The organism is Embleya sp. NPDC005971, from assembly GCF_040629175.1.
Lineage (GTDB): Bacteria > Actinomycetota > Actinomycetes > Streptomycetales > Streptomycetaceae > Embleya.
This window is the reverse complement of the sequence record NZ_JBEXUX010000080.1, coordinates 1-26,932: the sequence shown is the minus strand read 5'-3', so window position 1 is coordinate 26,932 and position 26,932 is coordinate 1. Positions and strand designations below refer to the sequence as shown.

Annotated in this window: 15 protein-coding genes and 3 pseudogenes; 9 read left to right on the top strand and 9 right to left on the bottom strand. The window is 69.0% G+C overall.

Translation table 11 applies throughout. From position 1 onward, the window contains the following. Positions 1–694: 694 nt before the first annotated feature. Positions 695–5,350: an FG-GAP-like repeat-containing protein gene (locus ABZ374_RS41605; protein WP_360322469.1), complete on the bottom strand. Its 4,656-nt coding sequence runs from the start codon at positions 5,348–5,350 to the stop codon at positions 695–697. Between the two features lie 466 nt (positions 5,351–5,816). On the opposite strand from ABZ374_RS41605, the gene ABZ374_RS41600 reads away from it, so the two are divergent. The 3 genes and pseudogenes from ABZ374_RS41600 (at position 5,817) to ABZ374_RS41590 (ending at position 14,121) form a co-directional block, all read left to right on the top strand. Then, positions 5,817–12,407, top strand: coding sequence for an RHS repeat-associated core domain-containing protein (locus tag ABZ374_RS41600; protein WP_360322466.1), 6,591 nt, complete (start codon positions 5,817–5,819; stop codon positions 12,405–12,407). Positions 12,408–13,044: 637 nt separating this feature from the next. Next, positions 13,045–13,583: pseudogene (locus tag ABZ374_RS41595) on the top strand (winged helix-turn-helix domain-containing protein). Beyond that, positions 13,580–14,121 (top strand): annotated as a pseudogene (locus ABZ374_RS41590) (transposase). Before ABZ374_RS41595 ends, ABZ374_RS41590 begins: the two co-directional pseudogenes overlap by 4 nt. A gap of 112 nt (positions 14,122–14,233) precedes the next feature. Here ABZ374_RS41590 and ABZ374_RS41585 read toward each other — a convergent pair. Next, entirely contained in the window at positions 14,234–15,742 is a 1,509-nt protein-coding gene (locus ABZ374_RS41585; RefSeq protein WP_360322502.1) for an ISL3 family transposase, read from the bottom strand. A gap of 158 nt (positions 15,743–15,900) precedes the next feature. Further along, entirely contained in the window at positions 15,901–16,452 is a 552-nt protein-coding gene (locus tag ABZ374_RS41580) for a PQQ-binding-like beta-propeller repeat protein (RefSeq protein ID WP_360322463.1), read from the bottom strand. 1,072 nt (positions 16,453–17,524) lie between these two features. On the opposite strand from ABZ374_RS41580, the gene ABZ374_RS41575 reads away from it, so the two are divergent. Beyond that, on the top strand, positions 17,525–17,821 hold the full coding sequence (locus tag ABZ374_RS41575; RefSeq protein ID WP_360322460.1) for a hypothetical protein: 297 nt from the start codon (positions 17,525–17,527) through the stop codon (positions 17,819–17,821). Positions 17,822–17,932: 111 nt separating this feature from the next. Here the strand turns inward: ABZ374_RS41575 and ABZ374_RS41570 are convergent, their stop codons facing one another. After that, positions 17,933–18,430, bottom strand: coding sequence for a hypothetical protein (locus tag ABZ374_RS41570; protein WP_360322457.1), 498 nt, complete (start codon positions 18,428–18,430; stop codon positions 17,933–17,935). 99 nt (positions 18,431–18,529) lie between these two features. Then, positions 18,530–19,609 carry an ATP-binding protein gene (locus ABZ374_RS41565; RefSeq protein WP_360322454.1) on the bottom strand — a complete coding sequence of 360 codons (1,080 nt, stop codon included), beginning with the start codon at positions 19,607–19,609 and terminating at the stop codon, positions 18,530–18,532. A 204-nt stretch (positions 19,610–19,813) separates the two neighbouring features. Here ABZ374_RS41565 and ABZ374_RS41560 point away from each other — a divergent pair, with 204 nt between their 5' ends. Together ABZ374_RS41560 and ABZ374_RS41555 are read left to right on the top strand one after the other, a co-directional pair. Beyond that, on the top strand, positions 19,814–20,344 hold the full coding sequence (locus tag ABZ374_RS41560; protein WP_360322451.1) for a S1 RNA-binding domain-containing protein: 531 nt from the start codon (positions 19,814–19,816) through the stop codon (positions 20,342–20,344). 331 nt (positions 20,345–20,675) lie between these two features. Further along, positions 20,676–21,167 (top strand): hypothetical protein, encoded by a 492-nt coding sequence (locus ABZ374_RS41555; protein ID WP_360322448.1) that lies wholly within the window; start codon positions 20,676–20,678, stop codon positions 21,165–21,167. 609 nt (positions 21,168–21,776) lie between these two features. Here ABZ374_RS41555 and ABZ374_RS41550 read toward each other — a convergent pair. Continuing rightward, complete coding sequence (locus ABZ374_RS41550; protein ID WP_360322445.1) at positions 21,777–23,114, bottom strand: tetratricopeptide repeat protein; 1,338 nt, start codon at positions 23,112–23,114, stop codon at positions 21,777–21,779. A gap of 409 nt (positions 23,115–23,523) precedes the next feature. On the opposite strand from ABZ374_RS41550, the gene ABZ374_RS41545 reads away from it, so the two are divergent. After that, positions 23,524–24,024, top strand: a complete 501-nt coding sequence (locus tag ABZ374_RS41545) for a hypothetical protein (protein ID WP_360322442.1) — start codon at positions 23,524–23,526, stop codon at positions 24,022–24,024. A 121-nt stretch (positions 24,025–24,145) separates the two neighbouring features. After that, positions 24,146–24,766 carry a DUF6368 family protein gene (locus ABZ374_RS41540; protein WP_360322439.1) on the top strand — a complete coding sequence of 207 codons (621 nt, stop codon included), beginning with the start codon at positions 24,146–24,148 and terminating at the stop codon, positions 24,764–24,766. A 60-nt stretch (positions 24,767–24,826) separates the two neighbouring features. Here ABZ374_RS41540 and ABZ374_RS41535 read toward each other — a convergent pair. Beyond that, a pseudogene (locus ABZ374_RS41535) lies at positions 24,827–25,095 on the bottom strand (IS630 family transposase); the annotation flags it as partial. Between the two features lie 106 nt (positions 25,096–25,201). After that, positions 25,202–25,378 (bottom strand): hypothetical protein, encoded by a 177-nt coding sequence (locus tag ABZ374_RS41530; RefSeq protein ID WP_360322436.1) that lies wholly within the window; start codon positions 25,376–25,378, stop codon positions 25,202–25,204. Positions 25,379–25,526: 148 nt separating this feature from the next. On the opposite strand from ABZ374_RS41530, the gene ABZ374_RS41525 reads away from it, so the two are divergent. Further along, positions 25,527–25,880, top strand: a complete 354-nt coding sequence (locus tag ABZ374_RS41525; RefSeq protein WP_360322433.1) for a hypothetical protein — start codon at positions 25,527–25,529, stop codon at positions 25,878–25,880. A 38-nt stretch (positions 25,881–25,918) separates the two neighbouring features. On the opposite strand, the gene ABZ374_RS41520 is transcribed toward ABZ374_RS41525, so the two are convergent. After that, entirely contained in the window at positions 25,919–26,707 is a 789-nt protein-coding gene (locus tag ABZ374_RS41520) for a transposase (protein ID WP_360322430.1), read from the bottom strand. Positions 26,708–26,932 lie beyond the last annotated feature (225 nt).

Genomic DNA, 26,932 nt, shown 5'->3' with positions numbered 1-26,932 from the left:
CCGGATGCGGCGCACGGCGGGCACGGGGGACACGGGCGCGATCGGTCGGTTGACGCCGGTGGGGTGGACACGGGGCGACGGCGCCGAGCCTTGCTCGTGTATCGGGAGGGGCGCCTTCCGTCGTCTGCCGTTGTGGGTGATCGGGCGGTGGTGGGCCGCGTGTTCGGTGTTCGCGGGACGTGCGTTCCGGCCGGCCGGTCCCGGTGGGCCTGGGTGGAGCATGCGTACGGCGGTGCCAGGACGTGGTGTGGGGTCGGTGCCGGGGCGCCGTCCGCCTTCCGGCGCCCGGGGGAGCCGCGGCCTTCGGTTCACGTGTGGCCGTGGCCGAAGTGGTGTGGCGCTTGTTGCCGGGTCGCCGGTGAGCGTGTCCGTCGGTGGTCCGCGCGATGTTTTGCGTGGGTGTTGCGTCGCACTTCCTCCACTTTGTGCCCCGGCGGCCGGAGCCCGCAGCGGCGCTGCTTCTGCCGCGCATCGCGCCGGGGTGGTGTCGTTGCGGTGTCGTGTCGTGTCGGGGAGTGGTGCTGGCCCGGCCCGGTGGTGGTTGTCGCGTCGGGTCGGGTTGTCGTGGGTGTGATGCCGCCGGCCCCCGAGACTTTGTGGGGTCTGCGGGGGCCGGCGGTGTGTGGGGTGTGGAGTCACCGATGTTGTCGGTGTGTTGGGTTGTTCTCGCTCGTTTTCGGGGTGGTGTGGGTGGTCAGGGTGTGGGGTTGGGGTAGATGTGGAGGGTGCCGTCGGCCCAGATGGCGGTGATGTCGGCGTGGTTGTTGTTGTCGGTGTCGCCGGTGGTGATGGCGCGGACGGTGTTCCAGGTGTTGTCGTTCCACAGGGGGACGGCGTCGTTGAGGGTGTGGTCGGGGCGGGTGGTGTAGAGCCAGAGGCGGCCGGTGGTGTCGACGGCGACGAGGTCGGCGAGGTGGTCGCTGTTGAAGTCGCCGCCGGCGATCAGGCGCATGCCGTTCCAGGTCTTGTCGTTCCACAGGGGGGTGGGGTCGGCGAGGGTGTTGTCGCCGCGGCCTTTGTAGAGGGAGAGGGTGCCGTCGCCCCAGATGGCGACGATGTCGCTGTTGCCGTCGTTGTCGATGTCGGCGGCGGTGATCGCGATGACGGAGGCCCAGCTGTTGTCGGGCCACAGGCGGATGGCGTCGTTGAGGGTGGCGTCGCCGCGGCCGGTGTAGAGCCACAGGCTGCCGTCGTTGCGCAGGGCGACGAGGTCGGCGCGGCCGTCGTGGTTGAAGTCGCCGGCGGTGATGGAGCGGATGGCGGTCCAGGTGCCGTCGGGCCACAGTCCGACGGGGGTGCCCAGGGTGCCGTCGGGTGTGGTGGTGAGCATCCACAGGGAGCCGTTGTCGTCGACGGTGACGATGTCGGCGTGGCCGTCGTCGTCGAAGTCGGCGGAGGCGATCAGCCGGTGCGGGGCCCAGGCGGCGTCGTGGACGCCGCCGTCGCGGGCGTGGATGTAGCCGTTCTGGAAGTTGGTGCGGCGTCCGCCGAGGAGGTCGTACGCGCCGGTGGTGGGGAATCCGAGGTAGCCGTTCTCCCACCCGAGCGCGGCCCACCGGTCGCGGACGGGACCGGAGACCGGACAGGATCCGGTGGCGGTGGTGTGGTAGATCGATCCGGTGTCGGCGCTCGCGCCGGGGACGCGGAAGTGCTGGTAGCGCCCGGGTTTGGTGGGTGTCGCGGTCTCGTCGGTGGAGGGGAAGCCGAGGACGCTGCGGGGTCCGCCCATGGCCTGCCAGCGGGCGTGGATACTGCCGTGGATCTCGTGGGCGCCCGTGTTGGCGGCGTAGGTGATGGAGCCGGTGCCGTTGGTGTTGCCGGCGAAGCGGCTGACGTAGCCGATCGGGGTCCCGGCGCCGTCCGTGACGGGGTTCTCGTCGCTGACGGGGTAGCCGAGGAATCCGCCGGTGCCGCCCATGGCGAGCCACTTGTCGCGGATGCCGCCGGCGATGGACCACGCGCCGGTGTAGGGCGACCAGTTGATGCCGGCGTTGGTGGTGCCGCCGGTGGCGGTGCCCTGGAAGTCGGCCCATTTGCCGCCGGCGGTGTCGTCGTGGACGCCGGTGGTGGGCAGCCGCAGGGGGCCGGTGGGTCCGCCGGTCGCCTTGTATTTGGCCAGGATGGGACCGCACAGGTCGAGTTTGACGTTCGCGTCGCCCGCCGAGGCGTACTTCTCGCACGTGGTCCACGGCGTCTGGTTGTCCGCGATCAGCCGCATCGGCCCGAACGCGTTCCCGTCCGCCCCCGGGGTGACGCCAAGCGCGACGTAGAGCCGTCCGTCGGCGGCCTGGCCCCACAGGTCCGCCTTGCCGTCTCCGTCGAGGTCCCCGTCCGAATAGAGCTTCGGGTAGGCGGCGGCGTCGAACCCGGTCCCGATCAGCGTGCGCGCACCGGTGTTGCCGAGCGCGGTGACGTCGACGCCCCCGTCGGGGTTCTTCTTCGACGCGTACTGGAAGAGTTGTCCGGTGACGCGGTCGCGGGCCCACAGGTCGGGCAGGCCGTCGCCGGTGGCGTCGCCGGGGGCGATCGGGTCGAGGTTGTTCCAGCCGGTGGATCCCAGGAGGGTGGCCTTGGTGAAGGAACCGGGGTTGCCGGCGCCGTGGAAGAGCCACAGGCGCCTGTTGCCGTCGCCGTTGTCCTCGAGGGTGAGCAGGTCGAGGCGGGCCGCGCCGGAGGGGTTGACATCGGCGTCGACGTTGCCGGGGGCGAGGATCTGTTTGACCTGGCCCCAGTTGCGCGTATAGGCGAGACAGGTGCCCGCGGGGCGGGTGGGGTCGACGCAGGTTTCGGGTCGCGGGATGTCGGCGCGTTTGTTGCTGGTGAAGTATTGGCCGCCGGCGTTGGCGCCGCCGCCGCGGTAGAGGTAGAGGCGGCCGTTCGCGTGGGCGTAGAGGTCGTCGTAGGTGACGCCGGTGCCGCCGCGGTGGGTGATCAGCGATCCGGCCCAGGTGGGTTTGTTGGTGGCGTTGGGTGGTCCCTGGATGGTGTTGGAGGCGACGACGCCGCCTGCGGTGGGGTCGGTGTTGGTGCCGTACATGCGCAGGGCGCCGGTGTCGTCGGTGGTGAGGAGGTCGACGCGGCCGTCGCCGGTGATGTCCCCCAGGGTGGTCTTGGCGTTGGGGTCGGACGGCGCGTAGAACGTGTGGATGGTGGGTTGGGAGCGGTTTCCCGCCTTGTCGACGGTTTGGGCGTAGAGGGTGTTGCTGCCCCAGTTCGGGACGAGGACGTCCTTGGCCTTCCACGTCTTGTCGACGTCGTCCCAGGTGGCGCGGGCGGCGCCGCCGACGGGGACGGTGGCGTTCAACGCGTATTCGACGGTGTCGACACCGGAGGCGTTGTCGCCGGCGGTGAAGGTGAACGTGCCCTTGTCGCGGGCGTATTTCCCGCCGCCCGCGACGGGGTAGTCGAGGCTTGCGACGGTGGGTGTCGAGGGTGGGGTGGCGTCGACGGTGAACGTCTGCCCGGGAACCCAGGTGGGTTCGGGGCCTTCGTCGCTGGCGCCGACCCACCAGATGTAGGTGTGGCCGTCGAGGAGTTTCCCGGCGGGGATGTCGGCGCGGGCCTCGTGACCGTTGGCGCCCCAGGAGATCCAGCCGCTGTCGTGGACGAGGACGTCGCCGTTGCCGACGTCGCGGATGTGGAACTGGGCCTTGAGGTTCTGGGGCGCGTCGGCGTCGGTGAGGGTGGCGTAGAGACTGACGCCGCCCGCGGCGGGGTTGACGGCGCCGATGTATCCGGCGTTGCCGGAGGCTGCGCCGTTGACGGGGACGGGCGTCATCCGCAGGTTCGAGGGGGCGTTCGGCTTGGTGTTGTACTCGACGTAGAGGTGGGTGTCGGCGGGGTTGCTGGAGAAGCGCTTGAACTGGTTCCTGTCGGTTTCGTTGCCGAACAGGCCGAAGGTGAGGACGCTTTCACCGGCGCGTGTCCTGACCTGGTCGGTGATGGGGAAGTCGGCGTAGCGGTTTCCGCATTTGGGGGAGACCTTGGTGCTGCTGCTGGGGATGTCGATGGTGGACCAGTGGCCCCAGTCGGCGGGTTGGTTGTTCCAGTTGGTGTTGGTGTCGAGGGTGTTGGCGACCTGGTGGAGTCGGACGGGGAACGCGTCCTTGTCGAGGCAGGAGTGGAGGGCGCTGTCGACCTGTGTGGTGTGGAACTGGGCGTAGAGGATCTGTTTGCCGGGCAGGTTGAGCGGGACGCTGTAGAAGCTGCGTTCGATGCCGGTCTCGGGTTCGAAGCCCTGGTAGCCGACGCCGGGTTCGTACTCGTTGTAGGACCGGCCCGAGGTGCCGGGGTGAGCCTTCCAGGCCCAGTTCCACATGCCGGCGTTCCCGGTCTGTACCGGTATCCAGCTGGGGTCGATGTAGACGGGGAAGACGGTGTCGGGCGCGGTGAGCAGGTTCGCGTCCGGGGTCAGGGTCAGGGTGTCGCCGGCGACCGCGGTTCCCAGCGGAGCGGTCGCGGCCAGGGCGCCGGGTCGCCGGTCGGTGGAGGCGAGTTCGGCCTCGGGTATCGCGCCCGCACCGGATGCGCCGCCCGTGCCCGCGCTTGTGCCGGACGCCTCGGACGAGGCGTCGGCTGCGGCGGTGCGCGGGTTACGACCAACCGGCCCGGGAGTGGTGCGTGAGTCCCACATCGTGGGTGTGGGCGCGGTGAACGCGACGACGCCGTCGGCCGCCTTGGCGGCAAACGACCCGTTGCCGGCGTCGGTGACCGTCACACCGTCGGTGGTCGTCCCCAGTTGCAGGGTGGCCAGTCGGGGATCCTTCGCGGCTGCCGCGTTCTTGACGATCAGGGTGTGGGAGAAACCGCCCTGTTCGCCGGCGACGACCTTGAGGTCGACGTCGGGCAACACGCCCGGGTACAGGGCGCCGTCGCCGCTCAGGACAGGCTTGGGCAGTGTGGTGGGCCAGGTGAAGGCGAGTGTGCGGCCGTTGTTGGTCATCGACGCGAGGAGCCGGTTGCCGCCGCCGCCCAGGGTCAGGTCGCTCGTGGTGCTGGCCGGCCGTACCGTTCCGTCCTCGGCCGCCGCAAGGGTCGGGTCCAGGTCGCGCCAGACGCCGGTCTTGTTCGTCCGCGAGGGCTCGACGGTGCGCTCCAGGGCCAGCCTGCCGTCGGGCTTGGCGGTGACCTTGTCGGTGGCGGTCGTCAACTCCGGGACGGGAACCGGTACTCCGGTGCGCACGGCCTGCGTGACCGCGGTGCGTTCGGCCCCGGTCTTCGCGTCCGTCGGGGGAGCCTCAGCGGCGGCCGGCTGAGCGCCCGCGCCGGACGCTTCGCGGGGCGCGGCGCCGGCGGCGGCCATGCCACAGGCCATCGACAAGGTGACGAGTCCGCAGACGAGAGCCGACAACGGTCGTGCGTGTGGGCGTGCGTGGGGAGGCGGATGCCCCATGGAGGGTGCTCCTCGGGAAAGTCGGTGATGCGGGGCGTGAGCGCGCATGGATGCGCGGAACGTACCGGTTGGCTACAACCCCTCACCATGTGACTCAGATCACGCCTTCATGATCACCATGTCGACACGTGCCCAAGTCGTGCGACGCCGTGGGTGTATTGCCGATCAATGAACCCCAACGGGTGATTTGGATCCGGCCGGGACGATCCGACGGTCGCTTAAGTTGTAGTGACGAACGCCACATTCGTCATGGGAACTGCCGTTGCCGGCAGGGGACTTGGGCCCGTACGGTGCGCTCCGTCTGTGATCTTTCGCCTGCTCGGGGGCGGGATCCGTCCTGTCCTGGTGGGGGTTCGTCATGCGTGGTTGGTCGTGGGGATCGAAGTCCCGACGGGAACGAAAGTCGCGCACGGCGCGTCTGTTCGTGACGGGGACCACCGTCCTGGCGTTGACGGCGAGCGTGGGCCCGGCCCAGGCCGTCGACTGGATCAAAACCTCCCCCGACGCCGACATGTGGTCCCCGGGCAAACTCCCCAAGACGCCCTCCGTGCACGGAACCAAGGCGCCCAAGCCGGACACCCGACCTCTCACGGGCGACGGCCGTCCCACCTGGAACCCCGCCAGGGCCACATGGCCGAAGGCGACCGAGACCGAGACCACTCCCGCCCCCGCGTCCGCGTTCGTGGCACGCGGCGGCTCCGCCCTCCTCGCCGCCCCCACCGGCGGCAACGCCCCCGGCACCCCGGTCTGGATCACCACCCCCGACACCACGACCCCCGGCCCGCTGCGGTCTTCCGCGCCCGCCGGGTCCTCGCTCCCCCAAGGCGCGAAAGCGGACCCGGGCCGGGTGAAGGTCGTCGTCGCGGACCACGACGCGGCGGAGAAGGTCGGTGTCGACGGCGTCCTGGTCTCGGTGCGCCGCACCGACGGCGGCACCAACACGGGCAGGGTGACCGTCGGTGTGGACTACACCGCGTTCAAGGACGCGTTCGGCGCGGACTGGTCCTCACGCCTGACCCTGGTCGCGATGCCCGAATGCGCGCTGACCACCCCCGACCGGCCCGAGTGCCGCGTGCGGACCCCGGTGGCCGACTCCCGCAACGACCGCGCCAAGCGCCGCGTGAGCGCCGACCTCGAACTGCCCGCAGCCAACGTCCCTACCGCCGCCCGGACTGCGAACGCCGCCACCGTGCTGGCCCTCACCGCCGACGCGTCGGGCCCCTCCGGCGACTACAAGGCGACATCCCTCGCTCCGTCCGGCTCGTGGTCGGCGGGCGGCAACTCCGGTTCGATGAACTGGTCGTACGGCATCGGCGTCCCGCCCGCGATCGGCGGCACCGCCCCCACCGTGAACCTGTCGTACAACTCCGGCGGTGTCGACGGCCGCACCACCTCCACCAACAACCAGGCGTCCTGGATCGGCGAGGGCTGGGAGTACTCGCCCGGCTTCGTCGAACGCTCCTACCAGGGATGCGCCAAGGACGGCCAGGACAAGTCCGGCGAGAAGTGCTGGTCCACCCAGAACTCGCTCACTTTGTCCCTGAACGGCAAGTCCTCCACCCTCATCCAGGACGACACCGACAAGACCAAGTGGCGCCTGGAGAACGACGACGACTCCCGCATCGAACTCCTCACCGGCGCCGTCAACCCCGACAACGACGGCGAACACTGGCGCCTGACCACCGGCGACGGCGTCCAGTACTACTTCGGCGTCAACCACAAGCCCGGCGGCGACAACACCGACGCCGCCACCAACTCCACCTGGACCGCGCCCGTCTACGGCAACAACACCGGCGAACCCTGCAACAAACCCTCAGGGTTCGACGCGTCGTGGTGCCAGCAGGCGTGGCGCTGGAACCTCGATTACGTGGTCGACGCCCGCGGCGGCATGGTCACCTACACCTACAACATCGAGACCAACCGCTACACCCGCGGCGCAATTTTCGTCGGCTCCGGCACCCTGACCGAATACGTACGCGGCGGCACCCTCGCGAAGATCACCTACGGCTCGAAGAAGACCGACACCACCCGGCCCACCGCCCAGGTCGTCTTCGACACCGCGGAACGCTGCCTGATCAAGGACGGGTTCGACTGCGACCCGGCCAAGATGACCAAGGCCAACGCCGCGAAGTGGCCGGACGTACCCGTCGACAAGGTCTGCGCGGCCACCGGCACGTGCGAGCAATACGGTCAGACGTTCTTCTCCACCCGCCGCCTCACCAAGATCACCACCCAGGTCATGTCCGGGGCGAACTACCAGACGGTCGACGAGTACGCCCTGGACCAGGACTACCCGGACCCGCAGGACGGCTCCTCCGCGACGCTGTGGCTCAACAAGATCACCCGCACCGCCTGGGACGGCACGAACAAGACCGACATCCCCTCGGTGGACTTCACCGGCCAGTTCATGCACAACCGCGTCGACGCCGGCGGCGACCTCGCCCCGCCGATGAACCGCCGCCGCCTGACCGGCATCACCAACGAGACCGGCGGCCAGACCACCGTCAAGTACAACGACCCCGAGTGCACGCCGGCCGCGCTGCCCACCCCGGACGCCAACACCAAGGCGTGCTACCCGGTCTGGTGGAACTTCAACGAGGACGCCGAACCCGTCCTGCACTGGTTCCACAAGTACACCGTCGCCGAGGTCACCGAACACGACATCGCCACCACCGCCCCGAACCGCTCCACCCGCTACGAGTACGTCGGCGGCGCCGCCTGGCACCGCGACGACGCGGAACTCACCGAGGACAAGGAAGCCTCCAAGCCCAAGAGCAAGGACCGCCGGACCTGGAACCAGTACCGCGGCTACGGCCAGGTGATCACCCGCTCGGGCGTCGCCCCCAAGGACGCGGTCACCCAGTCCGCGACGTTCTACCTGCGCGGCATGGACGCCGACGTGAAGAAGGACGGCACCAAACGCGCCGTCACCCTCACCGACTCCACCGGCACCCCCCTCCTCGACTCCGACTGGTACGCCGGATTCGCCTACGAGACCAAGACGTTCACCGGCGACGGCGGCACCGTCGCCGCCACATCCCTCTCCACCCCGCACTCCTCCGCGGTCACCGCCACCCACACCCGCGCCCGCAACCTCCCCCCGCTGACCGCACGGCGCACCGCGACGGAGAAGACCCGCAGCCGCGCCCTCCTTGCCGACGGCACCACCTGGCGCGAAACCTCCAAGACCACCACGTTCGAACCCGTCCACGGCCTCCCGGAGACCGTCTCGGACAAGGCCGACGGCCTGCCCGAGTACTGCACCAAAACCACCTACGCGCACAACACCGCCGCCTGGATCATCGGCAAACCCACCGAAAGCCTGTCCCTGGTGGGAGCCTGCGCGACCGCGACGTCCAAGGACACCGTCTACGCCTGGTCGCACACCCTCTACGACAACGAGCCCTTCGGCGAGGTCGGCACGGTCGGCGACGTCACCTCCACCGACGCGGTCGTCGACTACAAGGCCGACGGCATCCCCAACTGGGTCACCACCGCGAAGTCGGAGTATGACGCCTACGGGCGCCTGACTAAGGCCACCGACGCCGAGAACAAGGCCACCACCACCACGTACACCCCGGCCACGGGCACGCTGCCCACCACCGTCACGACCACCGGCCCCACCGGCTGGACCAGTTCGACCACCTACATCGGGGCCCGCAACCTCCCGGCCAAGGCCGTCGACGCCAACGGCCTGGTGATCGAGCAGGAGTACGACACCCTCGGCCGGTTGATCGCGGTGTGGAAACCGGGCCACACCAAGGCCGACAACGCCGACCTGCAGTTCGTGTACGCGCCGAGCAAGACCGGTCCCTCGGTGGTCACCACTCGCACGCTGAAGCTCAACAAGGACTACACGGTCTCGCATCAGATCCTGAACAGCTTCCTCCAGGAGCGCCAGACCCAGTCCAGCACCGCCAACGACGCCGCCGGAAGGATGATCACCGACACCTTCCACGACAGCCTCGGCCGCCCGTACAAGACGAACCAGCCCTACCTCAACGAGGACGACTTCCCGGACACGACGATCTTCGTCGGCAACGACAACGAGGTCCCCGGTCAGAACGCGGCCGTCTATGACGGCCAGGGCCGCACTACCGCCCAGGTGTTCTCCTCCAAGGGCATCGAACAGTGGCGCGCCACCACCACCTACGCCGGCGCCGACGAGACCCGGGTCACCCCACCCGCGGGTGGCACCGCGTCCCTGTCGATCTCGGACGCCCGCGGCAAGCCCAAGGAACTGCGCGAGTACAACGGCGGGGTCCCCGCAGGCACCGACTACTCGAAGATCACCTACACCTACACCCCCCGCGAGGAACTGAAGACCGTCACCGACGCGGGCGGCAACACGTGGACGTACACCTACGACTTCCTCGGCCGCAAGATTCACGTCGAAGACCCGGACAAGGGCCCGTCCGACACCCGCTACGACCTCGTCGGCCGCGTGATCGGCACCACCGACGCCCGCGGTCAGAAGCTCGCGTTTACCTACGACGCGCTCGGCCGCAAGGCCGCCTCCTACAAGGAGACGGTCGCCGACGCGAACCTCCTGTCGGAGTGGACCTACGACCGCTATGCCAAGGGCCAGGCCGACGGTTCGTCCCGCTACGTTGGCGGCAAGTCCGGTGCGAAGTACACCAGCGAGATCACCGGCTTCAAACCCGGCACCTACCTCCCCACCGGCACCCGGAGCACCATCCCCGCCGCCGAGGGCAAACTCGCCGGAACCTACGAGACCAGCACCGGGTACGAACCCGTCCTGGGCCTGCCCGTCACCACCACCCTCCCCGCCCACGGCGGCCTCCCCGCCGAGACGCTGGGCACCGTCTACAGCACCCATGGCCTGCCGACCACCCGCGGCGGCGCCGCCGACTACCTCAACTGGGCCGACTACGACGTCTACGGCCGCAACATCCGCGCCACCCTGGGCGACACCCCCCGTCAGGCCGCGTTCACCAGCGACTACGACCCCGCCACCGGCCGTCTGCTGAGCACCAACTGGGACAAGGAGACCGGCACCACCGCGAGCGTGGACGCCACCTCCTACACCTACAAGCCCAGCGGCGATGTCACCTCCATCAAGACCATCCGCGAGGGCACTTCGACCGACACGCAGTGTTTCACCTACGACGGCCGGCGCCGGCTGAAGGAAGCCTGGACCGACACCGCCGGCACCTCCACGCTGCCCGCCCCCAACGTCCCCGGCGTCGGCGGCTGCACCACCCAGACCCCGAGCCCGTCCACGGTCGGCGGCCCGGACCCGTATTGGCAGTCCTTCGACTACGACACGGTCGGCAACCGCACCAAACTCGTCGAGCACGACCCCACGAACGACCCGACGAAGAACGTCACCACCGAGTACGGCTACCGACCCGGCGCCCAGGCCGGCGACCGTACCCACCGCCTGGACACGGTCAGTGTCAAGACCGGCACCCGCGAGGCCATCACCACAGGCCTGATCTACGACCAGTCCGGGAACACCAGGACCCGCCCCGGTGGCGACGGCAACCTCCAGACCCTCACCTGGAACGAAGAGGACAAGCTCGCCAAGGTCGCCTCGGCGACCGGAACCAGCGACTACCTCTACGACGCCGACGGCGGTCGCATGATCCGCCGCGAGGCCGGGAAGACCACCCTCTACCTCGGCACCGACGAACTCACCACCAACACCGACCAGTCCGGCCCGGTCGTCGGCACCCGCTACTACCCCACAGGCGGCGGGACTACCGTCGTCCGCAACGGCCCCACCACCCTCACCTACATGGCGGCCGACCACCACGGAACCCCGGTCAGCACCCTCGACGCCGTCGCCCTGACCGCCACCCGTCGCCAGTCCAAGCCCTTCGGTGAACCCCGCGGCCCCCAACCCACCCAGGCCAACGGTCAATGGCATGATGACAAGGGCTTCCTCGGCAAGCCCATGGATGCCACCGGCCTTACCCACGTCGGAGCCCGCGAATACGACCCCACTCTCGGCCGATTCATCAGCGTCGACCCGCTCATGAAATTGACCGATACCCAACAAATGCACGGCTATACCTACAGCAACAACAACCCAACGAGCTTTAGTGATCCCACGGGGCAAAGTTGTGTGGCGTGGGAGAACGACGACGTTACTCAGCCTTGCACCATTGATGGACCTTCTGATAACAACGGCCAAAGTGAACCAGATTGGTCGGAGTCGACAGGACCGGGTTACAAGGGCCCAGTCAAGACGGGCGGAAAAGGCGCAGCCGGAGGCGGGTGCGGGAGAGCCATGAATCCTGATCAATGGGTTGCGTGCAACGGCGGACTCGGGGGCGGCTGTAAGACCACGCGCAAAGAATGCCAACAGAGCGAAGCTCTATATGCCTTTTATCGAGACCACCCGAACCTTAATGCGAAGATGCTGAATGCCTGCGAAGGCGCTACGTATGAAGTGCAGATCACGGTCTGCAATTCGCATGAGGGTAGTAGTAGTCCAGGGGTCTTTGGCCTGCTTGCTGAGTGGGCCTTTGGGGTAGGACCTGACACTAGGTACTTTACGGACGGAGACGAAATTACGGAGGCGCTGAAGAAGGACCAGTCGATGGTGGTATTGCGGGGACGAGTCGCTGAGGCCATTAACAATGATGTAAGGGATGGTGTGGTTGGTTATGGAATCTTGCAAGAAGAAGGCTTCGTTCGGTTGATGATGGATATGGAAGCACTTTCCACAGGTGGTGCTACCTCTTATCTATCTGGGGCGCTGTCGAATGGTAAGATGAACGCTCCCCTGCCGACGTTCCTGGGCTCGTACGACCTGGAGTATAAAACTAATTCTATAAATTCTGATCGAAATACTGCGAATGTCACATTTACCGTAACGAATAGTACAACCATCAACTCCTTGTTGCATGAACCACTGCCTCAGATTAGGCCATGGTGGGACAAAAATATCGGTACTCGACTCAATGCTGCAGCCAACTGGATAGGGGGGCCCATGTCAACTAAGAAGCAAGTTATAAACTGGACGGAAACGGTCCCATTGCGATGAAGAAATTCTGGCTTGGCGTAGTCGTGGCAGCGGCTATTATCGCCGCCTTAGTGATTTTTGCGCGGTCTGCTAGCCCGGTTCGCGTGCGATCCGATGAGATCTCGGGAGAATGGCGCGGTGCTCGAGGGGCGCAAATCATTTTCGGAGCGGATGGAAAGTTTACGGCAAATGAATTTCCTATGCAGACCTCCTCGCCCGGCGCGCAGCCTGTAGTTGTGCGATCGGGTAGCGGGTCGTGGAAGCTTTCGCCGTTGAGGGAGGGGAGTGACCAGGAGCTTCACATCTACTTCGACCCAACGGAGCCCGGTAGGGGTGTTGTTGGAAAGCTCCTCCGGGTTTCATTCGAGGGAGTGAAAGGCGGTATTTATATAGATGATTGGGATGATGTATCTAATAGATTCGTATTCAAGAAAACTTGAATGTGACGCCATCGTCGGTGTGAGTGTGCGTCGTGATGGCGGTGGTTGGTCGTCAGTCGGGTTGATGTGTGGTGTGGGTGTTGTGTGCTGGTCGGGGTATGGATGACCGTGATCGTTTCGACTGTCACAGGTGTGACCATCGACTGACGTCGGATGCTTACTGAAGTTTTCGTCGTGATGTCGTGGACGGTTGAAGATCCCTGCGCGATGCCGTGGATATGCGGTATGCGCAGGGTGGTGGGTTGACTCCCAAGGAGCGCGCGGCTCGGGAGCGGTTGCGATTGGACGCTGCCGAGCGGTTCGAGCACGGGGAGTCCAACGCGGTGATCGCGTCCGAGTTACGGGTGGCGCGTCGGTCGGTGGAGCGGTGGCGTCGGGCTTGGCGCGAGGCGGGTGTGGAGGGTCTGCGGTCCGCCGGCCCCGCGTCGCTCCCCACACTGGATCTTTCGCAAGTGGCGGCGCTGGAAAGGGAGTTGGACATGGCCCGAGGGCCCATGGTTGGGAGGATCAGCGCTGGACACTGATGCGGGTCAAGGCCATGATCCGACGCCGCTTCGGTGTGACGTACTCGATCCACGGGGTGTGGGACCTGCTGCGTCGCGCCGGCTGGTCGTGTCAGCAACCGGCCCGGCGGGCGGTGGAGCGGGACGAGGACGCGGTGCGGGGTTGGGTTCGGGAGACGTGGCCGTCGGTGGAAGCACCGCGGCGGCGCTCGACGCGTGGATCGTCTTCGAGGACGAGGCGGGGATGTCGATGACGCCGCCGCACGCACGCACGCACCGCCTTGGGGTCGACGCGGGATCACACCGGTGGTGCGAGTGCGCGGCGGTTCCCGCGGCCGGGTCTCGATCGCCGCCCTGGCCTGCTGCAAACCCGGTGAACGCTCCCGTCTGATCTACCGACCCCGCCTCCACATCCGCCGCAAGGGGGAACGGAGAAGCTTCGCCTGGACGGACTACCGCGACCTGGCGGTGCGGGCGCATCTGCAGTTGGGAGGACCGATCGTCTTGATCTGGGACAACCTCAACACCCACCGCGCTGCGGATCTGCGGAAGTATGCCGCCGACCACGACTGGCCGACGGTCGTCCAACCGCCGAGCTACGCGCCGGATCCGAATCCGGTGGAGGGGATTTGGTCGCTGGTTCGTCGCGGCTTCACCGGAAACGTCGCCTTCACCGACGCCGACCACCTGGTCCGCACGATCAGACACGGCCTCCGCCATACCCAACGACGCCCCCATCTCATCGAGGGATGCCTCGCCGAAACCGGACTTGTCATCCGACCCAGGAAGTGAAACCCAACCAAGCGACATCACAACGAAAACCTCAGTAACGCCCCCACGACGGGGCGCGGGTCTGTAAATCGAACGGCTCTGGCCCGTAATCGGTGGTTGCGCTGTGTGGTGATCAGTGCAGGAGGATGCGGTGGCGGAGCAGGGGGAACCCGGCTCGTCCGTGCATCTGCCTCATGATCCGCTTGGTTCGCGTGTTGACGCCTTCGGTGCGGTCGTTGTGGAAGGGTAGGGTGAGTCCGGCGTCGACCGCGGCGCGGTCGAGTTCGAGGCCGTTCGCGTAGGAGTGCAGGTGGGGCAGGTCGGCGGCGCGGACCGTGGTGATCCAGTCGGTGAGCTTGGCGTCGTTGCCCTCCGTTGGGGTCAGTAGCTGCGCGAACTCGCGGGTGAGGTGAGCGAGTTCGGCCATCTCCCGGCAGGTTGAGGTGAGTTCCCGGAGCAATTCGGTGTCCTTGTCGCGCAGGTTCTCGGGGCGAGCGAGCAGGAGGCGGGCGAAACGCTGCGGGGTGGTGACCGGCTTGTCGCCCTCGGCGCGGCCTTGGGTGATGTAGCGGACCAGCAGGTTGGCGCTGCCTGTGTAGCCCAGTTCCTTGATCTCGCGCAGGAGGTGGGTGACGGGCACTGCGGGGTCTTCGGCCCGACGCCTGCGCAGGTGGTCGCGGTAGGGGTCGACGAGAGTGGGCTTGTAGCGGGGTATGCGGCGGTCGCCGGCGGGCTCCTTCATGCGCGCGTACCGTTTGACGGTGTTCAGGGCGACATCGAGGCGCCGGGCGCATTCGAGCAGGCCGACACCTTGGTCGAGCAGAGCGTGGACTCGCTGCCGGCGCTCGCGGGTGGTCTGCTCGTGAACACCCCCGGGCCGGGCGGGGTTCACAGCGGCGGCCCAGCAGACGGCGTGCGAGCGGACCTCGGCCAGGACCTTCCCGCACAGGTTGCTCCACAGATGCCACCTGTCGCTCACCTGCACCGCTTCGGGCAGGGCCCGGCGGATCGCCTCGCCGTAGGACCCGGAGCCGTCCCGGCAGACATACTCGGCCCCGGGATGCTCGCGCAGCCACGCGACCAGCGTCTGGGCGGTGCGGTCGGGCAGGACGTCGATCCGCTCGCCCGTCTCGGCATCGATGATCACGGTCGCGTAGCGGTGCCGGCGCTTGAGGGCGAAGTCGTCGACGCCGAGCACGCGCGGGACGCGCAGCGGCGGCAGTGCCCTGCGTATGAGCATGCGCAGGGCGGTCGAGCGGGAGATCGCGCAGGCCGGCACGCGGGAGAGGCGGGCGCCCGCCCGGCCCGCTAACTCCTTTACGACCTGGCCGAGTTGCCCGGCCAGTCGGCTGGTCCGACGCTGGTAACGCCCAACGACGCCGGGAACCTGCTCCCGGAACGTCTGCCGCGGGCAACCGAGCACCGGACAGACCAGGCGCCGCACCCGCACCGACGCCACCACCCGCCGTCCGTCCACCGGCACGTCCGCGACCACCCGCCCGTGGAAGCCGTGCACCCGCCCCGTCGGCCGCCCGCACACCGGGCACGGCACCGGATCCTCCCGGGTCCGCGCAGCCACCCGGATGACATCGCCCTCGTCCGCCACACCCTCGACGACGAGGGCCGACAGCCCCGAAAACACCACACCCACAAGCTCATTGACGTCACGCATGCTCTACCAACGACGGCAGTCACACTTCGTTACCACCGATTACGGGCCAGAGCCAAGGACTCGGTGTACACCCTGAGCAAAGGGAGTATGCGATGACCGACGTGGCGATTACGACGACCGGGTCGAGTTTAGAGCACGCCGTTCGCCACCGCCGGCGACGCGGAGCGGACGCCTCCGACGGTGTACACCCACTTCTCGGTGCCGGTCGCGGCGTCCACCGCGTGTACGAGCTCGCCGCCGCCGACGTAGAGCACGCCGTTCGCCACCGCCGGCGTCGCATCGGCGCCACCCCCGGTGCTGTACATCCACTTCCTGGTGCCGGTCGCGGCGTCCAGCGCGTACACGTTGCCGTCGTGGCAGCCGACGTAGACCACGCCGTTCGGCATCGTCAGCAGGGAGGCGGATAGACCGTTGAGGTCGTAGGTCCACTTCATGGCGACCGTGCCGGTGTCCAGCGCGTACACGGTGTGGTCATTGCTGGTGTCGTCGTCGGTGACGACGTAGACCGTCCCGCCGACCGGGTTCGGCGGGCGGGAGATACGGCCGTGCGTGGCGTAGGTCCACCGCCTTTGTGCGACGGTGCTTGTCCATTCCGTTTTCGGCGGTGACGGGGTGGTGCGGTGAGGACGAAGGCGATGCCGCCCCCGGTGAGGGCGGTCGCGGTGCCGGCGGCGAGCCACAGGAACCGGCGTAGCCCCGGGGATGCGGGCGTGTTCCCGGGGGCGTCGGGTCCGGTTTCGCCTCGGTCGTCGGCGGAACGTGGCTCCGGGGCGTCGTGCGGGTCGGGGCCGGCTGCGGGCGTCGCGACCGTTCGGGTGATGGGCGGTGGGTCCGTGGCCGGGTCCAGGGCGTGTCCGGCGGGTGGCGGGGTGCGCGGGTCGGGCTCGGCGGCTGGTGCCTCCGACAGCGCAGGCCCGTCGGGGGCGACCCGGGGCGCGGGGGAGTGCGTGCGCGGTGAGGGCGCGCAGGCGTCGGTGGACGCCGTCGGCGTCGGCGGATCGGTCGGCGGGGTCCTTGGCGAGGAGTTCGAGGACGAGATCGTCCAAGGCGGCGGGCACGTCGGGGCGTTTTTCGCCGGGGCGGGTGGGGGTCCTGCGCAGGTGGGCCCGTTCCCGCGGCGCAGGCGGCGAGGCGGCGTGCGGTGACCCGGTGCCATCCGCACAACGTCCCGCCGACGTCTGCGAACGGGCCGGCGATCTCGCGGGCGGTGGTGTCCGCCCACCACGGGTGCACGCCCGGGACGACGGCGCTGGCTAGGGCGGGACGTCGGGGAGTGATGCAACGGACGGGGTCCGTCGTCGCGGTGTCGTTCCCCGGTCCCCGACGCGATCTCGAGGAGTCGGTCGGGTCCGGTGTCGGGCGGCGTGCCCGACGGTTCGCTGGATTGCCGTTGTCATCGTGCCGTCGGGGAGTTCCATGCGAGCCCGGGGGAGGGACTACCGGAGTAGTAGTAGATGTTGGATCGGTACACGGGTGTGTCGTTCGGGTCCGGGGTGTGGGGCCCGTCGTGGTCGGAACAGCCCGCCAGGAGGAACACGGCGGCTGCCACGGCCGGGGCGACCGTGCGCAATCGAATCATCCCGCGACGCTACCCACCCGCGGGCGGCGTTCGCCGGGATATCGGCGCCCCCTCCTCGCGGACCTGCTTGGTGCCTGCTTTTGAATCCCTGCCCGATATCAGCGGTGGTAGGTCGAGATCGCGATCGGCCGAAGTCGATTGTTCATGTCCTGCCGCTGCGCGATCATCCTCGAATGGACGTGGATCGGACGCTGGTGCGGGTGGTGCAGACCTGTCACGGCTTTCCTTCGCAGTGGAACGCCTGGACGGTGTCAGGCCGGTATCTGTACCTCCGATACCGGCACGGCGAGGGCAGTGTGGAATGGCATCGCGGCTCGGACGATGCGGACGACACCCCCGAGACGTGGAACGCGGGCCTGTCGGGGCTCCTTGTCGAATGGGACGACGGTACCGGCGGCGGCGACATCGATTTCGAGCACTTCCTCGCGGCCGCCGGTTTGGCGCTCGCGCCGGATGCCGTGGTCGCTTGAGCCCGCGGTTATGGCATCGTGCGCGGCAACCTTCGACACCGCAGTTGCTCGACCGTCGATCCGCGATGAAGGTCCGCGATCGGACGGGTTCTCAGCAGCTCAGGTACTTGATCATCGGCCGCCGGCATCCGCCGCTGCGCGATGGAAGGCCGTGAGGTTCACCAGGTCGTGGATGACCTTCCGCCTCCAGTCGTCGTGCCACGGCGTGGAGAACTCGAGTTCCTCCACCAACGCGGTCATGCGCCCCGGGTTCGCGGAGAGCCAGGCTTCATACGGCGCGCCGCCCAGAGTCTCGGCCACCGCGGTGACCTCTTCGGGGGTGAGCGTCGTGACGACGGTGCATTCCTGTACCTCGCCCTCGGGGCTGGTCCACAGGTCCGTGCGCGACTCACCGCCATACACGACGAGTTCGGCCGAAACCTGCCCGGGGCAACACTCCACGAGCACCCGGTCCAGCACCGAGCAGTGGAACTCCACCCCGGTGACCAGGCCCGCCCTCCAGACTTCGGGCTGCTGGTCCCAGTACGGGACGAGTGCCGGCAACTCCCCAGGGGCCAAAGACGAGACCGCCTCGACCGAGGCGCGTTGCCAGAAGAAGGACACGCTCACGTTCTCACTCCGATGATCAAACCGCGGTCCGCAATCGCGACGAACGCAGCCTAAAAGCGTCGGCCGACAATCCGGTCACGAAGCCGGACCCACTGCCGATCACCCGGCACGGATCGGAGCCGGGCTCTGGCCGAAGACGGTCCTTGACCGAGGCCAAGCAGACGGACGGGAGGGTGCGTTCCGCGTGAGCGTGTTGCCGGTGTGGAGCGTTACCGGTTCGAACGATCCGTACGGCTCGCGGGTCTCGGCGGCCCTCGGAGGAGACGGCCGCGTCGACCCCGCCGCCCGACAGGGCAACGCGGCAACTCCGCACGGACCGACCACGACCCGGCCCGGCCGACCGAGCCGCCGGTGGCCCCCTCGCGCGGCACAGCCCGCACGACAACGCCGCCAGGCGCACCGCGGATGTCCCACTCCCACGGGCCCCGACCTCCCCGTGGGCGGCGGCGGACGATGGTCCGGCACCGGTTCCGCTACACGCCCGTTCCTGCGGCGGAGGTGCGGCCGGTGTGCGGTGATCCGGTGCCATCCGCTCAGCGTTCCGCCGACGTCGCGGTTCAGGTCGGTGATCGCGCGGGCGGTGGTGTCCGCCCACACCGGATGCAGGCCCGGGACGACGGTGACGGCCTCGGTGTCCGTCAACGGCTCCAACCGCACACGCCGGTACGTGAGGGAACGCAGCTTCGGCACCCGTTTCGGCAGCGCCGCGCCCCAGGCGGGGGAACCGATCACGATCAGCGCGAGGTCGACGTGCGGGTCCTCGGCCAGGGCCGCGAAGTACTCCAGCGCGTCCTTCGGCAGGACGTCGGCGTGGTCGACGATCAGGGTGCGCGGGGTGCGTTCGAACGCGCGGGGGACGCCGTGTTCGAAGTCGATCCGCGACCGCGGGGCCACGCGCCCCGGCCACAGTCGCCCCCACAACGCCTCCCGCACGCTCGCCATCGTCGGGCGGGAGCGGAACGTCAACCACGCCGCGTCCCGGCCCCGTTCACGTTGCGATGCGCGCAGCGCGGCGGCGACGGCCCCGGTCTTGCCGACCCCGGCCACCCCGGTGACGCACAGTACGGCCGGTGTCGCGACCGCCTCCCGTACCGCCTGCCCGACCTCCAACAGTCCGGCGGTGGTTGCCGTGCCCCATTCGGGCACCCCATCGATACCGGCCTTGGCTTCCATCCACATGTGCCGCACCCTTCCGATCGACACCCCCCGAACCGATCCAGTCTGATCACGCAGCCCGGCTCACGATCCGAAAATCGGCGAAGTACCGGCTCCGGAACCCCCTCGACGCCCTGCGTCATCCCCACAATCTCGCCTCGGCAGGCTGAGATCGGCCGGGCCGAGGTGTGGACGCGCTCCATCGTGTGCGGTGGCGCGTACGCGAGAATGCCCGGCATGGTGGGGAGTTCCGATCCGGATCACGCGAGAGTCGTCGCGAATCTTCGAGCGCGGTTTCCGAGCGGGCGCATCTGCTCCGGGGTGGTGCGGCGGGTCCTGCGTTCGGTGGCCTTCGTGCGGCTCGACGATGCCCAGGGCGTGATCAACACGCTCCATCTGACGTCCGGGTACGTCCGTGACTTCAACGAGCGGCTGCGGGTGGGCCAGGTCGTCACAGCCGAGGTGATGTACGTCGACGAGGCGAACGCGGTGGTGTACCTGTCCACAAAAGTCCTGGAGGCGAACCCCGCCGCGCCGTTCTCCGGCAGGATCGGCGAGATGGTGCCGGCGACGATCGTCGCCGTCCCGCAGGGTGGGGCCGTCCTGCTCACCCTCTCGGACACCCTCGTGGCCCTCTTGGCGGCGACCGACGAGGAGCGCGCGGGACTTCGCGAGGGCGACCGGGTCCGCGTCCGGATCCGCGAGGTCGACCTCGGGACCGAACCCGGAACGCATCGGGTGACCGTCGCAATGCCGTGAGCCCCGACGCCGGCGTGAGGGGCCCGGCGTCGACCGCCGACGCCTCCCACCCCTGTCCCCGCCGCGATGCGGGGCCGGGGCTCCGGCCGCCGGCGAAGGCGGCAGCTGCGCAAGGTGATTGTGTCCGGGCACACACCCTTCGCGTGCCGAGGCACGCCGGCCGCCACATCGGCACGATCGCGGTCACCGGACGACCGGCGCGTGGATCGCTGCTCGACCGGAGGCGTCAGCAGACAGGATGCAGGTCGGCGCGATCGGGTCGCTGACGACGCGTATTCCCTGGACCCGGCCCATGGGTTGCCTTCGTCCTGCTGTCGGTACGCTTGCCGGTGTGGGGGAGGATCTGGCGACGTGGCGGCCGGTGCTTCCACGCGGGAACGGGGCGTGGATCGGGATTCTGGCGTCCGGTCGGATCGGCGTCGGTGTCGCCGGCGAGGGGCGGGCGAGCCTTGAGGGCTCGGGTTTCGCGCCGATGTGGCCGTTCATGGAGCGCGAACTGTCGGAGTGCCTGGACGAGTTCCGGGACCGGTGGGACGCGCTCGCGGACGGTGGGATTGCCTCCCCGGAGCGACTGTTCGAGTTGACGGTCTCCTCGGCGGTCGAGTCCCGCCGCTTGTACTGGATGCAAGCGGCGGCGTCATGGCTCGTCGAGATGCAGGCCACCTCGGGCTTCGACCAGGCACTCGTGCACGACCTGATCCGACGCCTGTCCGCGTCGCCCGAGATGTCCCAGCAGTGGAGGCAACGATGGAGGAGGGCTCTCGAAGGGACCGAGGTCGAGCATGAAGGCCGGGCCGGGAACCCGAGGAAGCCACCCTCGTGACAACGCAAGCCTGAACGTGCGAGCGACATCCGACGGCGGGACCGGGCACCGAGGTGGGCGACCCCGTTGCCCAAGGTGCGCTGCTTCGCTGTGAGAACACTGCCCCCGGTGGTCACGAGGACACCGCAACAGCGGCGCTTCATTCCGACGGCGACCGGCACACCGGGACCCGTGACGCCGTCCCGGTCACAGCCCCGCGCCCGGCGCATACGGCCAGTCGAAGTTGCCCGAGACGGCGAACTCCCACGACGTTGTGTCACCCCCGTCCCGACACAACCCGCGCGACGGAACGTGGATCCTCCACGCACGGCAGGGGTCCGCTTGCTCGTCCGTTCGACCGCGGCATCACCGCGCCCGGGAGGCAACAGCTCCGGGCGGTCGATGTGTGGCCGTGCCGGCGACGCGCGGCCGAAGCGGGACGGGGCTCCGGCGGATGCTCGTCCACGAGTCCGGCGGCGCGGAATCCCCGCATCCCACCGCCCCGGACGCGGACTCGGACCGCGCTCGGCACCATTCCCGAGTCGGGACTCGCCCCGGCTGCGCCGCACGCCACCTCGACACGCGAACGCACGGATCCCGAGCCCGTCATCCGCGGTCGGCCGCTGCGGTTCACGGTGACGCGGGTTCGACCACCGGTGCGCCCCACGGATCGTCCGCCGGCGACACGACGCGGGGCTCCGGCAACTGGTGGACGGCGATCGCGTCCTCGACGCGCCCCTGTCCGATCAACATGCGGGCCAGGTGCGTGCGGCCGAAGCCGGTTTCGACGGCGTACTCCCACAGCGCGGAGATCGCCTCCTCGACCCTGCCCTCCGAATCCAGCAGTTGGGCCAACTCCTGGACGGCACGCCGCTCGTCGTCCTTTTCGATCCGGGCGACGATCTCGGCGATCGCCTCCTCGCCCCGTCCGGCCTCGGACAACAACCACGGCCGCAGACTCCTCGCGTGCTCCGCGACGTGCGGGTTGCGCTCCGCCGCTGCGGTCACCAGCTCCAGCGCCGCCACCGCGCCGCCGGCGGCGACCAGGACGTCCAGGAACTCGTACAGCAGGCACCCGCAGTCCGCACCGTCCAACGCCGGGCGGACCGCCTCCACCGCCTCGCCCGGGCGACCGGCGCGCGCGAGCAGCAACGCCAACGAACCCGCCGCGTAGGGCATTCGTTCCCGGGCGGCGCGGCGCAGCGTCTCGATCGCCTCGTCGACGCGGCCCGACTCCTCCAACCGCTCCGCCAGGGACGAGAAAGCCCAGCGGGCGTGCGGGCCGGCGGTGAGCAGCAGCAGCTCGTCCAGGCGGTCGTGCCGGGCCAGGACCGCGGTCAACTCCTCGACGTCGTTGACCTGCATGTGCGCCGGGTCGTCGATCCGCGCGCGCAGCACCTCCACGGCCTCGTCCACCCGACCGCCACGCTCGAACACCCGGGCGAGCATGATCGCCCGATTCCACGGCCCGCCCCCACCACAAACGCGCGCCAACAGGTCGATCACGCGAGCATCACGCCCACGGCCCTCGGAGACCTCGACCAGTGCCTCGAGGTGGTACCAGTCGCCCAGGCGCGGGCGCAGCGCCTCGATCGCCTCGTCGATGCGGTCGTCGCCGGCCAGGAGTTCGGCCAGGGTGTTCCAGGCGTCGCGTTCGCCGCCCTCGGCGTGCGCGCGCACCATTGCGATCGCCTCCCCGTCACGCCCGAGGGCGCACAGGACCGGGGCGGCCTCCCGGGCGGCCGACCACCGACCGGTCGCCACGAACGGGGCGATCACCCCCCACGCCGCCCCGGGTTCGCCGCGCCTCAGGAAGTGCTCCACCGCGCCCCGGGCGCACTCCCACTCCCCGCGGCGTGCCGCCTCGACCACCGCGTCCACGTGTCCGCGCTCGAACAGGAACGTGACGGTGTTCGGTGGCACCCGGTCGAAGAAGTCCTGCTGCGGGTGTGAAGGTTCGATGTCCATCCGCCGCACCGTAGGGGCCGGTGCCGACAATCGATCCCGCGCGTGCGTGCCGCAGCCAGCGGCCGGACGGCACCCGGCGGCGCGGGCGGGACGGTGCCCCGCCCGCCGGAGTGCGGACGATCCCGGGACGGGGGTGTGGTGGATGGTGAGGGTCGGTCCGGGGCCTCACGGGCTTGGTGTGCCCGGCAGACGACGGCCCGCCCCCGGGCTGCGAGAACCCGATTGCGCACTCGTGGCGCCCCGAGCGCGGAGCGACTCGAGCGACCGACGATCCAAAGTCTCGTCGCGGTGGGGCGGGGAGGGCGGGGTGGCCACGGACGGTCCTGCCGTCGGGACGCGGGAAACCCGACTCCTCCTTCACTCACGCAACCGCCTGCGGCGAGCGGCGACCCTCGACGACGATGGCCCGATGGTCCAACTCGGAGTACGCATCGAACTGTACGAGAACGTCGGCCCCGTCGACGAACCATCCCGGAACTACCTCGGGGCCCTGTCGCGCGACGACGGCCACGAAGGCGCGACCGTACCCGCCGTCGGCGACCACCTGTCCACGATGACCCTGCGCGCAGGCACCCTCGAAGCCGTACCGCAACTACGCGGAGACGCCAGCACCTTCCTGCGGGCACGCCGCGTCGAACACGTCCTGCGCCCGGTCCGCGACGGCAAAACCGCGACCTGGTCCGGCTGGGACACCCCCATCACCGTCCTGGTGCTCCACAGCCCCTACGACATCCCGACCGACCCCCAAGACACCACCTGGACCGCCGACCTGCTGCGCCGCTACGCCGCGGACGGCTGGACCGTGGACGTCGATCCGCGCAGCCCGCTGTATCCCGCGTCCGCGGCCGTCCGCGCCTTCGGGAACTCGGCCGAGGTCGTTGCGGAGGAGGGATCGACGGGACGGGGTTGACGGGGCGGGGCGCCGGCGACGGGCCCGTGCGGTCGGCGGGCGGCGTGACGTTCACTCGGTGTGGGAATAATTCGAGCGGTCGTGGAGCCGATCAATCCAGGCTCCCGGCATGTCTGGTCCGATGTTGGTGATCGAGTTGGCGGAACGGCTCTCCCCGGCTGTGCTGCGGGAGTTCCGCGCTTTGATGGTGGGGCTTTCCTCCTATTTCGCCGAGAAGCGGTCCGGGTTCTTCGACGTCAACGTGCCCGCAGGGCGCCTGGGTGTCGAGGACGGGCGGGAGGAGGACCGGCGAAAGCCGTTCCCGCTTCCACTCCTCGGCAACGCCTCCGCGGACCAGGAGCTCACGGCCGTGGTGGGATTCGATCCGCAGCGCGAGGACCAGCGTCGGCCTTTCCTGGTCTACGTGATGGGGCCGGGCGTCGGCGACGAGAGCATCTTCGAGGCCGAGCACGCGGACGAGCCGGAGGTGGAGGCCGTCCTCGGCTTCAGGCCGACCCATGCCGTCAATGTCAGCGCCGGCTGCAATCGCGGGATCGACCACGTGGCCACGGCCCTGCTGACCGCCGCTGTCATGGACGTCATCGGGGGCGTGGCCAAAGCCGAGCCGCCGGACGGGCAGGCGTCGGTCGTCGCCGGCCTTCCGGGAGCGTGGGGGATCGCGGACGACGACCGGATGGCGCTGGGAACGGCGGAGTTCCTGCGGGCCTGGGTCGGGCATCGCGCCTTCCGGCTGGTCAAGTAGCCCCGACGGATCCGCGGCGGAGGTGGTGCCGTGACCCGGAACGTGCGCCATGTTGCGTGATCATGCGGCGAGAGCGGGTCGGCCGCCCTGGCGGATGCCTTTCTCGCCGCGGATGCGGGCGCGCTCCCTGCGTTCGGCGACCAGGACGACGTGGTGGCGGGCGTTGGCGTCGCGCCGGCGGAGGTAGGTGTGCAGGGCCACGGTCTGCACCGTGTGGTCGGGTGGTGGGTGTTGGCGCTGGTGAACTGCCGCAGCGGTCCGAAGTGCGCCTCGATCGGGTTCGCCCCCGAGGCGTAGGTCGGTGTGAAGCACAGCTCGACCTTGTGTTTGAGCCCGCGGGTTTCGCATCGTGCGCGGAAACCTTCGACACCGCAGCTGCTCAACCGATCCGCACCGGGTCCGTGTCTCGATGAAGATCCGGGATCGGACGGGTTCTCAGCAGCTCAGGTATTTGATCATCGCGTCGCCGGCATCCGCCGCGCGATGGAAGGCCGTGAGGTTCACCAGATCGTGGACGACCTTCCGCCTCCCGTCGTTGATGAGAATCTCCGGATTCGGCTGTGGCGGATATTTCGTGACGGTCGGGCTCGAGCGGGACATGATGTGGGTCATGACTATCGTGGGGACATGACGTCACTTCGGGTAGATGCCGCGTAGGTCCCCGCACACGCTCCGGGCCGGACGCTCCGGTCTGCGACGTGGTGGTTCGATCTGCAGGCTTCTCGTCGGCAGTTGTCCTGGACCACCGTTGTGCTCGGCCGTGCACACCTACATTTTCGTCGATGGCCTCGACGTGGTTGCGCGCGGCTACGAGGGAGCGGTCGGTGTCCACCCGGGGGTCCTGCTTCGCCCCGGCGGGCCGCTCTACCCCACCGATGTGGTTCGCCGCGTGCGGGTGGCGTTTGGGGATCCCTCCGATTCGGGCGCCGGCGGCGTCGACATACGGTTGGGCCTGCGCGGTGAGACGGTTGTGTGGTCCGACCTGATGTATCCAGGCCCTGACGGCCAGGCCGTCGTCGAAGCCCGGTTCCACTTGGGACAGTACGTGGGCGAGATCGAGCGAGCGCTCGCCGACCACGACAGGACCTGGACTTCTCCCCCTGCTGCCGAGTAGGTCGGCCAGCGATCGCATGCCACCCGCACGACAATCGGTCAGGGCGGTTGCGCGAGTACGTGGGTTCGCAACAGGGTGAACGAAGCGCGCCCGTATGACCTCCGCTTGATTGGCTTGATGCGTGTGACCTGGCCCTCGACTGATCCGGAACTCCAGTGCAAGGTAAGGCCGTTGATGACGGCGTCCCAGTCGTTCGGGAGGAACGCGGCGAATCCTTGGACCGGTGGCGGGCCGTGGTCGAGGGCGCGGGTCATCCGGGCGGTGAGGTCGGTTCCGCGGCGTTCGCGGGCGAGGGCGCCGAACTCGTGCGCAAGGTCGGAGGCTGCGGCGAGGTCGGGGCATGCGGCCGGAACGCGGTTGAGTTGGTCGCGTTGCTCGGCGGTCAGGGCGTTCGGGTGGCGCATGATCCAGGTCGTGATTCGCCGCGGGCCGGGGATCGCGCGTTTGGGTTCGATGGTCGCGGTGCCGTCGCGCAAGGTCGCGATGTACTTGGTGACCGCGACGCGGCTGCCCCGGTATCCGCTTTCGCGGATCTCGCGGAACAGGGCGGCGGCGTTGGTGGCTCCGGAGCGGAAGCGGTGCCGGAGGTAGGGCTTGAAGCGGTTGAGGTGGCCGTTGAGCCGGCGGTCGCGCGCCGATGCGAGGATCTGGTCGAGGTCGGTCGTCAGGTAGTGGCGGACGGTCTTGCGGTCGCGACCCGGGCGGCGGGCGATCGCGCTGATGGTCCAGCCGCGGTCGCGCAGGTAGTGGATGTCGGCGTGCCATTGGCGCACCCGGGCGAGTATCTGGCTGTTGGGCGGGTCGTCCGGCTCGGGCGGGCCGGTCAAGGTTGCGAGTTCCGTCGTCGTCAGGACCTCCTGCGGCTTGTCGGGTTCGTCGACCTCGGCGTCTTTTTGCGCAGGCAGGCGCGGTGGGCGTGGGCGGTGCGCTCGACCGCGCGGGCGAGTGAGTGGAGCGGAGTACTGGTGGGCCGTTGGCGAGGTTCCTGCGTGTGCAGGCCCTTTTCCAACGGCCCCCAGCCCAAACGACGCATGCGACTTTCACCGCACGTC